The sequence below is a fragment of the Actinomadura sp. NPDC049753 genome, assembly GCF_040674655.1.
Lineage (GTDB): Bacteria > Actinomycetota > Actinomycetes > Streptosporangiales > Streptosporangiaceae > Spirillospora > Spirillospora verrucosospora.
The window spans coordinates 25,540-35,908 of record NZ_JBFARL010000072.1 but is presented as its reverse complement, the minus strand read 5'-3'; the positions used below and the strand labels follow the sequence as shown (position 1 = coordinate 35,908).

At 72.4% G+C, this 10,369-nt stretch carries 11 protein-coding genes; 3 read left to right on the top strand and 8 right to left on the bottom strand.

The window, feature by feature from the left end:
* Window positions 1–91: 91 nt before the first annotated feature.
* The 6 genes from AB0K37_RS19910 to AB0K37_RS19885 form a co-directional block, all read right to left on the bottom strand.
* The gene (locus tag AB0K37_RS19910) at window positions 92–910 is read right to left on the bottom strand and encodes a sugar phosphate isomerase/epimerase family protein (protein ID WP_363982967.1); all 819 of its coding nucleotides are present in this window, start codon (window positions 908–910) and stop codon (window positions 92–94) included.
* A 28-nt stretch (window positions 911–938) separates the two neighbouring features.
* Window positions 939–2,033 (bottom strand): dihydrodipicolinate synthase family protein, encoded by a 1,095-nt coding sequence (locus AB0K37_RS19905; RefSeq protein ID WP_363982970.1) that lies wholly within the window; start codon window positions 2,031–2,033, stop codon window positions 939–941.
* Between the two features lie 32 nt (window positions 2,034–2,065).
* Window positions 2,066–3,217: a Gfo/Idh/MocA family oxidoreductase gene (locus AB0K37_RS19900; protein ID WP_363982964.1), complete on the bottom strand. Its 1,152-nt coding sequence runs from the start codon at window positions 3,215–3,217 to the stop codon at window positions 2,066–2,068.
* Window positions 3,218–3,304: 87 nt separating this feature from the next.
* A complete protein-coding gene (locus tag AB0K37_RS19895; RefSeq protein WP_363982961.1) occupies window positions 3,305–4,138 on the bottom strand; it encodes an ABC transporter ATP-binding protein in 834 nt (277 codons plus the stop codon).
* Between the two features lie 20 nt (window positions 4,139–4,158).
* Window positions 4,159–5,181, bottom strand: a complete 1,023-nt coding sequence (locus AB0K37_RS19890) for an ABC transporter substrate-binding protein (RefSeq protein ID WP_363982958.1) — start codon at window positions 5,179–5,181, stop codon at window positions 4,159–4,161.
* A 141-nt stretch (window positions 5,182–5,322) separates the two neighbouring features.
* A complete protein-coding gene (locus AB0K37_RS19885; RefSeq protein WP_363982955.1) occupies window positions 5,323–6,192 on the bottom strand; it encodes an ABC transporter permease in 870 nt (289 codons plus the stop codon).
* A gap of 141 nt (window positions 6,193–6,333) precedes the next feature.
* On the opposite strand from AB0K37_RS19885, the gene AB0K37_RS19880 reads away from it, so the two are divergent.
* On the top strand, window positions 6,334–7,392 hold the full coding sequence (locus tag AB0K37_RS19880) for a LacI family DNA-binding transcriptional regulator (protein WP_363982952.1): 1,059 nt from the start codon (window positions 6,334–6,336) through the stop codon (window positions 7,390–7,392).
* A gap of 30 nt (window positions 7,393–7,422) precedes the next feature.
* Window positions 7,423–8,547 carry an enolase C-terminal domain-like protein gene (locus tag AB0K37_RS19875; RefSeq protein WP_363982949.1) on the top strand — a complete coding sequence of 375 codons (1,125 nt, stop codon included), beginning with the start codon at window positions 7,423–7,425 and terminating at the stop codon, window positions 8,545–8,547.
* Window positions 8,548–8,701: 154 nt separating this feature from the next.
* On the opposite strand, the gene AB0K37_RS19870 is transcribed toward AB0K37_RS19875, so the two are convergent.
* A complete protein-coding gene (locus tag AB0K37_RS19870; RefSeq protein ID WP_268247751.1) occupies window positions 8,702–8,830 on the bottom strand; it encodes a hypothetical protein in 129 nt (42 codons plus the stop codon).
* A gap of 194 nt (window positions 8,831–9,024) precedes the next feature.
* Here AB0K37_RS19870 and AB0K37_RS19865 point away from each other — a divergent pair, with 194 nt between their 5' ends.
* A complete protein-coding gene (locus AB0K37_RS19865) occupies window positions 9,025–9,552 on the top strand; it encodes an NADAR family protein (RefSeq protein ID WP_363982946.1) in 528 nt (175 codons plus the stop codon).
* 16 nt (window positions 9,553–9,568) lie between these two features.
* On the opposite strand, the gene AB0K37_RS19860 is transcribed toward AB0K37_RS19865, so the two are convergent.
* Window positions 9,569–10,153, bottom strand: a complete 585-nt coding sequence (locus AB0K37_RS19860; RefSeq protein WP_363982944.1) for an XRE family transcriptional regulator — start codon at window positions 10,151–10,153, stop codon at window positions 9,569–9,571.
* Window positions 10,154–10,369: the final 216 nt, after the last annotated feature.

Here is a 10,369-nt window from a genome sequence, read left to right as displayed (position 1 = left end):
GCCGTCCCGAACCCGAGCCACGCCCCGGCCGCCGCCCCCCACGTCCGCCCACCGCCGGGGCCGGACGTGCGCGGGCGCGCCGGAGCGGACGTCACGCCCCGTCTTCCCTGAGGACGTGCTCCTCGTAGCGGGCCATGGTCAGGGCGAGGGCCTCGGGCCCCGGCATGGCCCACAGCGCGTCGTTGAAGATCTCCACCTCGATCGGGCCGGTGTAGCCGGTGGCGTCCACCGCCTCGCGGAAGCGGCGCAGCTCGACGCGCCCGTCACCGAGCATGCCGCGCCCGGTGAGGACGCCCTCGGGCAGCGGCGTCACCCAGTCGGCGACCTGGAACAGCGAGATCCGCCCCTCGGCGCCCGCGCGGGCGATGCCGTCCCACACCGCCGGGTCCCACCACAGGTGATAGGTGTCGACCATGACGCCCACCTGGGAGGACGGGAAGGGCGCCGCGAGGTCGAGCGCCTGCCCGAGGGTGGAGACGACGCAGCGGTCCGAGCAGAACATCGGGTGCAGCGGCTCGATCGCGAGCTGGACGCCGTGCTCGCCCGCGTAGGGCGCGAGCTCGGCCAGGACGTCGGCGACGCGCGAGCGCGCCCCGTCCAGGTCGCGGGACCCGTCCGGAAGGCCGCCGCTGACCAGGCACAGGGACGGCGCGCCCAGCTCGGCCGCCTCCTCGACGGCGCGGCGGTTGTTCTCCAGCGCGTCCGGCTCCTGGAAGAAGCCGCCCCGGCACAGGGACGTGACCGCCAGCCCGTGGTCGCGCATGAGCTTGCCGGTGCGGGCCAGGCCGTACTCGGCGACGGGCTCGCGCCACAGCCCGACACCCGTCACCCCGGCGGACGCGCAGCCGGCGGCCAGTTCCTCCAGGGGCCAGTGCCTGGTCGTCCACTGGTTGAGGCTGAACCTCTTCACACGCGGCCCCCCATCACGTGGAGTCCCATCACGCGGCTCCCTGGACGGTCAGCCAGGCGCGCATCCGGTGCGCCGCGAGGTCGGGGTCGGGGAAGAGGCCGGCGGCGTCGGCCAGCCGGAAGAGGCCGGCCATGTGCGTCACCGAACGCGCGGTCTCCAGCCCCCCGACCATCCGGAAGTGCCGCTGGTGGCCGGTCAGCCAGGCCAGGAACACCACTCCCGTCTTGTAGTAGTAGGTGGGCGTCTCGAAGAGGTGCCGGGCCAGCGGCACCGTCGGGCCGAAGATCTCCTCGTAGGACGCGGTGTCGCCGCCGTCCAGCGCGTGCAGGGCGGCCGCGGCGGCGGGCGCGATGGGGTCGAAGACGCCGAGCAGCGCGTCGCTGTGCCCCTCGGAGTCGCCCCGGATCAGTTCCGGATAGTTGAAGTCGTCCCCGGTGTAGAGCCGGACCCCGGCCGGCAGCCGGCGGCGCAGGTCGATCTCCCGTGCCGCGTCCAGCAGCGAGATCTTCACCCCGTCGATCCTGGACGCGTGCTCGCCGATCAGCGCGAGCAGCGCGCCGGACGCCACGTCCAGGTCGGCCGAGCCCCAGTAGCCCTCCAGCGCCGGGTCGAACATCGGCCCGAGCCAGTGCAGCACGACCGGCCGCCTGACCTGGGCCAGCAGCCGCCCGTACACGGCGGCGTAGTCCTCGGGGCCGCTCGCCGCGGCGGCCAGGTGCCGGCTCGCCATCAGCACCGGCACCGCGCCGACGGACTCGATGACGGCGAGCTGCTCCTCGTAGGCGGCGGCGATCTCCTCCAGCGACGCGGGCCCGGCGGGCAGCTGGTCGGTGCCCGCCCCGCAGACGATCCGGCCCCCTGCTGAAAGCGCTTCCTCACCGCTCCGCACGATGAGCTCGCGGGTCGTCGCCCAGTCCAGGCCCATGCCGCGCTGGGCGGTGTCCATCGCCTCGGCGACGCCCAGCCCGTAGGACCACAGGTGCCGGCGGAACGCCAGCGTCGCGTCCCAGTCCAGGGTCTCGTCGCCCGCCGCCGCGTCCCCGGCCACCACGTGCGCGGCCGCGTACGCGACGCGCGACGCGGCGGGCCCCGCGGGCGGCTTGTAGGTGCGCGGCTCGCTCATCGCGTAGCCGGGCGCCCCGGGCAGGTCGATCCTCATCGGGTCAGCTCCGGGACGTCGAGGCGGCGGCCCTCCCGCCACGCCCGCAGGCCCAGCTCGGCGAGCTGGACGCCGCGCGCTCCGGCGTAGAAGTCCCAGGGGAAGGGGCCGTCGTCGGCGACGTGGCGCAGGAACATCTCCCACTGGGCCTTGAAGCCGTTGTCGAACTCGGTGTTGTCGGGGATCTCCTGCCACTGCGAGCGGAAGTCCTCGGTGGCGGGCAGGTCGGGGTTCCACACCGGCTTCGGCGTCATCGACCGGTGCTGGACGCGGCAGCGCCGCAACCCGGCGACGGCCGACCCCTCCGTGCCGTCGACCTGGAACTCGACCAGCTCGTCGCGGAACACCCGGGTGGCCCACGAGGAGTTGATCTGGGCGACGATCCCGCCCTCCAGCTCGAAGATCCCGTAGGCGGCGTCGTCGGCGGTGGCCTCGTAGGGCTTGCCGTGCTCGTCCACCCGCTCGCCGATGTGGGTCGCGCCCAGCGCCTGCACCGACCGCACCGGCGCGATCACACCGTCCAGCACGTACCGCCAGTGGCAGAACATGTCGAGGATGATGCCGCCGCCGTCCTCGGCGCGGTAGTTCCAGCTGGGCCGCTGGGCCTCCTGCCAGTCGCCCTCGAACACCCAGTACCCGAACTCGCCGCGCACCGACAGGATCCGGCCGAAGAACCCGCCGTCCACCAGCCGCTTGAGCTTGAGCAGCCCCGGCAGGAACAGCTTGTCCTGCACCACGCCGTGCTTGATGCCGGCCTCGTCGGCCAGGCGCGCCAGGGCGAGCGCCTCGTCGAGATCCTCGGAGATGGGCTTCTCGGTGTAGACGTGCTTGCCGGCGGCCACCGCCGCGCGGATCGCCTCGACCCGCGCGGAGGTGACCTGGGCGTCGAAGTAGACGTCGGTGTCCGGACGCGCCAGCGCCTCGGCCAGGTCGGTCGTCCACGCCGTCAGCCCGTGCCGTTCGGCCAGTTCGCGCAGCTTGGTCTCGCTGCGTCCCACCAGCACCGGCTCAGGCCACAGCACGGTGCCCTCGGCCGTGCGGACCCCGCCCTGCTCCCTGATCGCGAGGATCGAGCGCAGAAGATGCTGGCGGTACCCCATCCGGCCGGTGACGCCGTTCATGACGATCCCGATGGACCTGCGTGCCATCCCGTTCCTTCCTAGCCTGTCGTGTGTCCAGTGCGGCGCGCCCTCGGGCGTGCCGGTCGGTGCGCGCCGGTCGGTGTGCGCGCCCGGTCAGTCCGCCGCGGCGCCCGCGCCGAGAAGCCCCCGGACGCGGTTGGTGACGCGGGCGAACTCCGGGCGGGCCATCGTGGCGGCGTAGTCGCGCTCCGCGGGCAGGTCGACGTCGATGATCTCGGCGATCGACCCGGGCCTGTCGGTCATCACCACGACGCGGTTGGCCAGGTAGGCGGCCTCCGCGATGGAGTGCGTGACCAGCAGGACGGTGGTGCCCGTCTCCCGCCAGATCCGGTTCATCTCGATGTTGAGCTGCTCGCGGGTGAGGGCGTCGAGCGCGCCGAACGGCTCGTCCATCAGCAGGACGCGCGGCTCGTGCAGCAGCGCCCGGCACAGCGCGACCCGCTGCTGCATGCCGCCCGACAGCTCGTGCGGCAGCGCGTCCTCGAAGCCCTTCAGGCCGGTCATCTCGATCAGCTCGGCGGTCCGCCTGCGCGCCTGCTCGGCCGGCATCTTGCGCATCTCCGCCTGGAGCAGGATGTTCTTGCGGGCGCTGCGCCACTCCAGCAGCGCGGCCCGCTGGAACACGTAGCCGATGTCGTGGCGCGGTCCCCTGACCTTGTCGCCGCGGAGCCGCACGTCCCCGGTCGAGGGCTTCAGCAGCCCCGCGACCAGCTTCAGCATCGTGGACTTGCCGCAGCCGGACGGACCGACGATCGCGACGAACTCGCCCATCGGGACTTCCAGCGACACCTCGCGCAGGGCGGTGACGTCGCGCTTGCGGGTGCGGAACCGGACGGCGACCTCGTCGAGGCTGACGGCGTTCTCCCCGCCCGTCTCCCGGCCGGTCTTCCGTCCCGTCTCCGGCTTCGCGGTGGATTTCTCGCTCATGATCCTCATCGCTCGTCCCGTCACGTCTGCGGAGCGGCCGACGCCTGCCAGTACTCCGACGGCGCCTGCGCCTTCCCGATGACCCCGGCCTGCTGGAAGGTGGCGATCGTCTGCTTCCAGTCGTCCTCGGAGTTGACGCCGGGCGCCTTGCCCTGCGTCGCGGGGGTGTGCAGCAGCGTCAGCGTGGTCTTGAACTGCTCGGTCAGCACCTTCTCGGGCGGCAGCTGCTCGGACGCGCCCGCCATGCTCGCGACGGCGCCCGCCTGGTCGCCCTCCGCGGCCGTCCACGACTCGCTCGTCGCCGCGACCATCTCCTTGACGAGCTTGGCGTCGCTCTTCAGCTTCCGCTCGCCGGCCAGCAGGCCGTTGGAGAAGAAGTTCAGCCCGAAGTCGGAGTACCGCAGGTACGAGACCTCCTTGCCGGACTTGGCGGCCATCGTCGGGCCCTGGTCGTTCGCGAAGCCCATGAGGCCCGCGGTCTTGCCGGCCAGCACCGCGGCCATCTTCCCGGCCGGGTCGGTGTTCTGGACGGGGACGTCGCTCGCGCTCATCCCGTTCTTCTGCAGGAACACCGGGAAGGTGCGCGCCAGCGCGTCCCCGGCCGTCCCGGCGATCTTCTTGCCCTTCAGGTCGGCGGGCTTCTTGATCCCGGCCGAGGTGAACGACTGCACGGACGCGGGCGTCGTCTGCAGGAACACGCCGATGCTCTTGACCGGCATGCCCTTGTCGACGGCGGCGAGCAGCGCGGGCGTGTCGGCCCAGCCGAAGTCGGTCTGCCCGGCGCCGGTGGCCTGGACGGTCTTCTGCGAGCCCTGGCCCGCCTTGATCTCCAGGTCGATGCCGTGCTTCTCGAAGATGCCCTTCTTCTTGCCGTAGTAGAACGGCGCGTGCTCGCCGTAGGGGTACCAGTTCAGGGTCAGCGTGACCTTGGTCAGCTTCTTGCCCGAGGCGCTCGTGCTGTCGCCCGAGTCACCGCCGCAGGCGGTGCCGGCGAGTGCCAGGGCCGGCGCCATGACGGCGATGGCGAGGGTGCGGAGTTTCATAGGACGGCTCTCCGTAAGTGGGGTGGGTCGTGCTCGGCCGTTGGACTGTCGGGACGTCCCGTCCGGCGGATTCCGGGCGGGCGGTTCGGGTGGCGGGGGGCGCGTGGGCGGGGCGCGTCGGCGCACCGCCCGGCGGCGCCGTCAGTAGGTCGTGGTGACGGCCTCGCCGCGGCGGCTCGCGTGCCACGGCAGCAGCAGCTTCTCCGCCACCTCGACGACGACGAACAGCACCACGCCGATGGCCGACATGACCAGCAGCCCGGCGAACAGCATCGGGGTGTCGAGATTGCCGTTGGCCTGCAGGATCACGTAGCCGAGCCCCTCGTTCGCGCCGACGAACTCGCCGACCACGGCGCCGGTGACGGCCAGGGTGACCGCGACCTTCAGGCCGGAGAACAGGTGCGGCAGCGACGCCGGCAGCCGGATCTTGGAGAACGTGGCCATCGGGCTCGCGCCCATCGTGGCCGACAGCTGCAGCATCTCCGGATCCACCGCCTTCAGCCCGGCGACCATCGAGATCACCACCGGGAAGAAGGCGATCAGCACCGCCACGACGATCTTGGGACCGATGCCGAAGCCGAGCCACACCACGAACAGCGGGGCGATCGCGATCTTCGGAACGACCTGCGCGAACAGCAGGATCGGGTAGAGGGTGCGCTCGACCGTCGACGAGTACACCATGATCACCGCGGACGCGACGCCGATGAGCACCGCGAGCGCGAAGCCGATCAGGGTCTCGTACGTGGTGACCCACGTGTGGTGCCAGATGTAGCCCCACTTGTCGCCCATCAGCCGCAGCGTCGCGCCGGGCGAGGGGACGAAGTAGGCCTCGACCAGCTTGAAGGCGCTGATCGCCCACCACGCGGCGAAGCAGGCCACCAGCAGGGCGACGGGCCGCCACGACCGTTCCAGGCCGTCGCGGATCCGTTCGCCCGCGCCGGGCCTGGCGCGTTCCACGACGCCCGCCGCGTCCGCCGAGGGCGGGGCGGCCGTCGTACCCTGACTCACCATGGGTTCCTCCGGACGGGGTGGTTTGGAAAGCGCGTTCAGAAAGCGCTTTCTGATGTACCGTAAGAAGCGGCGCGCGCCGCGGTCAAGAGGGTCTTCGCCAGGAACCCGCCGCGAGGGCCCGTGCCGGCCGAGGGGGCGGTGATGACGGAAGCGGCCGAAGGGGAGCGCACCGGCGACCGGGCGTACGTGACCCTGCAGGACGTCGCGAAGGAGGCGAGCGTCTCGCTGGCGACCGCGTCCCGCGTCCTGAACGGCACCTCACAGGTCCGTGCCGACCTGCGGGAACGCGTCCTGGCCGCGGCGGCCGAGCTGAGCTACACCCCGAACGCGCACGCCCAGGCGCTCGCCAGCTCCTCCAGCAAGTCCGTCGGGGTGGTCTGCCACGACGTCAGCGACCCCTACTTCGCCGCCGTAGCCCGCGGCGTCATGCGCACCGCCGCCGAGCACGGGATGCTGGTGATGCTCGCCAGCACCTTCCGCGACCCGGCGCGCGAGGTCGAGTACGTGGCGATGCTGCGCGCCCAGCGCGCCCGCGCGATCCTGCTCATCGGCTCCGGCTTCGAGGACCGCGACTGGGAGCGGGCGATGGCCGCCGAGCTCGACCCCTACCAGCGCACCGGCGGCCGCGTCGCCGTCCTCAGCCGGCACCGCAGCCTCAAGGTCGACGCCATCCTGCCGCAGAACCGGGAGGGTGCCGCCGCCCTGGCCCGCGCCCTGCTCGACCTCGGCCACCGGAGCTTCGGCGTGCTGACCGGCCCCCGCGCCCTGACGACCGTCCACGACCGGCTCGGCGGGTTCACCGAGGCGCTCGCCGACGCGGGCGTCCGGGTCGCGCCCGAGCACATCGTCGAGGCCCCCTTCACGCGCGACGGCGGCTACCAGGCGGCGACCGAGCTGCTCCGCCGCGGGAACCGTCCGACCTGCGTGTTCGCCGTCACGGACGTGATGGCGGTCGGCGCGCTCGCCGCGCTGCGCGACAACGGCGTGTTAGTGCCGGAGGAGATGTCGCTCGCCGGATTCGACGACATCTCGATCGTCCGCGACCTGACCCCGGCGCTCACCACCGTCGCGCTGCCGCTGAACGCGATGGGGGAGCGCGTCATGGGCCTCGCCCTGCGCGAGCCCGCCACCCGCCGCAGCCGCATCGAGCGCGTCGCGGGCGAGGTGGTGCTGCGCGCCAGCACCGCGCCGCCCGGCTGACCCGCGAGCGCCCGCTTCCCGGAGGCGTGAATGAAGATCGAGAAAATCGAGACGTTCTGCGTCGCGCTGCCCACCCGGCGCTCGTTCGGGGTGTCCGGCGGCGCGGTCGCGGTCGCCGGGCGGCCCAGCCTGCGCGTCCTCGTGAAGGTCAGCGCCGAGGGCGCGCACGGCTGGGGAGAGGCGACCCCCATCCCCGCCTGGACGTACGAGACCGCCGAGTCCATCGTCACCACGATCGACCGGTACCTCGCGCCCGCGATCACCGGCCGTCCCGCCTGGGATCTCGACGGCGTGACGACCGCCTTCGACCGCGCGATCAACCGGGGCTTCAGCATCGGCGCGCCCCTCGCCAAGTCGGCCGTGGACGTCGCCCTCCACGACCTCCTCGGCCGCGCCGCCGGAGTCCCGCTGGGCGTCATGTGGGGCCGGCGCCGCCGCGAGACGATCGACCTCGGGTGGATCGTCTCCGGCCGGACCTCCGCCGAGGTCGCCGACAGCGTCGCCGAGGGCCGCGACCTCGGATACCGGGCGTTCAAGGTGAAGGTCGGCCTCGGCCCCGAGGACGCCGACGTCGTGGAGGCCGTCCGCCTGCACGCGGGCGACGGCGCGGCGCTCTGGGTGGACGCGAACCAGGGCTACACCGTCCGCTCGGCCCTCGCGCTGGCGCGCCGCCTGGAGGACCTCGGCGTGACCGCGTTCGAGCAGCCCCTCCCGGCCAACGACATCGCGGGCCTGCGCCGCCTCCGCGACGCCTGCCCGATCCCGGTCGCGCTCGACGAGAGCCTCCGCCACCCGTCCGACCTGGCGACCTTCGTCCGCCTGGACGCGGTCGACGTCGCCATCGCGAAGGTCCAGCGCACCGGCGGGCTGACCCTGTCGCGCCGCCTGTGCTCCCTCGCGGAGGACTGCGGCGTCGCGCTCATGGGCTCCGGCCTCACCGACTCCGACCTCGGCCTCGCCGCGTCCCTGCACCTCTTCTCGGCCTTCGGCGTCGACACCCCGGTCGACCTCAACGGACGCCAGTTCATGGAGTCCCCGTACGCGGGGCCGACCGTCGAGATCCGCGACGGCACCGCGTTCGTCCCCGACGCCCCCGGCCTCGGCGTCGAGGTGGACGAGCAGACCGTCCGCGACCTGGCGGTCGACGTCCTCTAGCCACCCGGCGGAGCATCACCGGACCCGGAAGACCTTGTGGGCGATCCCGCCCTGGACGAAGCAGCCCGACCCCGCGCAGGCGCCCACTTCGGGCCCGGACGCGAAGAACCCGCCCGGGGGCCGGGCGGGTTCCGATCTATCGGCCGGAGGGCCGTCAATGCGCGGCGAGCTCGTCCTCGGACACATCGGCCTCCGCGGGGCGCTCGGAGTCCGGTTCCGCGGGCCGCCATTCGGGCCACGCGTCGATCTTGGTCCGCCGGGGGTTCGCCAGGGCGTTGTCCATTGTTACCGCAGTCCTCCTGTTCAAGGCCGGGCCGGATCAATAGATGGTCCCGGCGAGATGCCGGGTCCGCAAAATGGTCTAGACCGCGGTTCCCACCCAGGGCCGCGGCAAACCTCTCAACAACGCCAATCGATCATCCATTCCCGGCGGAAACCGGATGGACCGCGGCGGCCGTCCCTGGCACGCTCTCAGTCATGGACGTCGCCGAGCTGACCCGCCTCCAGGAGCAGGGCACGCGCCTGAGGTTCCTGTTCTTCTGGGGCCACCAGACCCCAGGTCGCGGCTACCTCAGCCAGTGGTGGCCGTCCCCCTTCACCGTCGGCGGAGTCGCGTACGCGACCGCCGAGCACTACATGATGGCGGAAAAGGCCCGCCTCTTCGGCGACGAGGAAACGGCGGCCGCCGTCATCGCCGCGTCCCATCCCCGTCGCGCGAAAGACCTCGGCCGCCGCGTCCGCGACTTCGACGAGCAGACGTGGCGCGACAATCGTGTGACCATTGTCACAAAGGGCAACGAGGCCAAGTTCGCCCAGAACAAAGATCTTCGCGACTATCTTGCCGGCACCCGCGACCGCGTCCTCGTGGAAGCGAGCCCCCTCGACCGCGTCTGGGGCATCGGCCTGGCCGCCGACGACCCCCGCGCCGAGCACCCCGCCTCCTGGCAGGGCGAGAACCTCCTGGGCTTCGCCCTGATGACCGTCCGCGAAACGCTGTCCTCCTGACCAGCGGGAGCATTTCTCATCGGGGGCGCGGTCTGGCACGGATGTGGATGCGTTCTCCCTGGCGGCCGAAGAGGCTCAGCACCTCGACCGGGCCTTCGCCGGTGGTGCCGAACCAGTGCGGCAGGCGGGTGTCGAACTCGGCCACCTCGCCCGGGCCCAGCAGCAGGTCGTGATCGGCCAGGACCAGGCGCAGACGTCCTGACAGCACGTACAGCCACTCGTAGCCCTCATGGGTGCAGAGGTCGGGCACGCGCCGGGTGGCTGGGAGAACCATCTTGTACGACTGGATCGGGCCGGGCTGGCGCGTCAGGGGAAGGACGGTGTTGCCGTTCACGCGCCGGGGGGTCAGCCGGACGCGAGGGTCGCCGACCTCGGGGGCGCCCACCAGCTCGTCCAGCGGAACCTGGTGGGCCTGCGAGATGGGCAGCAGCAGCTCCAGGCTGGGACGGCGCTGGCCGGACTCCAAGCGCGACAGCGTGCTCTTGGAGATCCCTGTGGCCTCGGAGAGCTCGGCCAGGGTCACGTTGCGCTCGTTGCGCAGCCGCTTGAGGCGCGGGCCGACCTCGGCGAGCGCGTCGGCGATGGCGGGCGGGTGCTCCATGCCCCCATTTCACTGCAACCGTCCCAGAAGTGGCAACAAAGGTTGCCGTCCGGTCGGCGGGGAGGGCACCGTCCGCGGCGGAGGTGATCGCGTTGAGCGATGAGGAGCGCGACCTGGAGGCAGGCCGGGCGGAGGTGGCCGGGCACGGTGCCGCGCGAGGCGCGCGGTGTCCGGTGGTGCTGGGCGAGGCCGTCCACCACGGGGGCGGCCAGTGCC

Coding starts and splice junctions, on each gene's coding strand:
- AB0K37_RS19895 (WP_363982961.1), bottom strand. CDS start 4,138: ATGAGCGAGAAATCCACCGCGAAGCCGGAGACGGGACGGAAGACCGGC.
- AB0K37_RS19875 (WP_363982949.1), top strand. CDS start 7,423: ATGAAGATCGAGAAAATCGAGACGTTCTGCGTCGCGCTGCCCACCCGG.
- AB0K37_RS19890 (WP_363982958.1), bottom strand. CDS start 5,181: ATGAAACTCCGCACCCTCGCCATCGCCGTCATGGCGCCGGCCCTGGCA.
- AB0K37_RS19900 (WP_363982964.1), bottom strand. CDS start 3,217: ATGGCACGCAGGTCCATCGGGATCGTCATGAACGGCGTCACCGGCCGG.
- AB0K37_RS19870 (WP_268247751.1), bottom strand. CDS start 8,830: ATGGACAACGCCCTGGCGAACCCCCGGCGGACCAAGATCGACGCGTGG.
- AB0K37_RS19860 (WP_363982944.1), bottom strand. CDS start 10,153: ATGGAGCACCCGCCCGCCATCGCCGACGCGCTCGCCGAGGTCGGCCCG.
- AB0K37_RS19905 (WP_363982970.1), bottom strand. CDS start 2,033: ATGAGCGAGCCGCGCACCTACAAGCCGCCCGCGGGGCCCGCCGCGTCG.
- AB0K37_RS19885 (WP_363982955.1), bottom strand. CDS start 6,192: ATGGTGAGTCAGGGTACGACGGCCGCCCCGCCCTCGGCGGACGCGGCG.
- AB0K37_RS19880 (WP_363982952.1), top strand. CDS start 6,334: ATGACGGAAGCGGCCGAAGGGGAGCGCACCGGCGACCGGGCGTACGTG.
- AB0K37_RS19865 (WP_363982946.1), top strand. CDS start 9,025: ATGGACGTCGCCGAGCTGACCCGCCTCCAGGAGCAGGGCACGCGCCTG.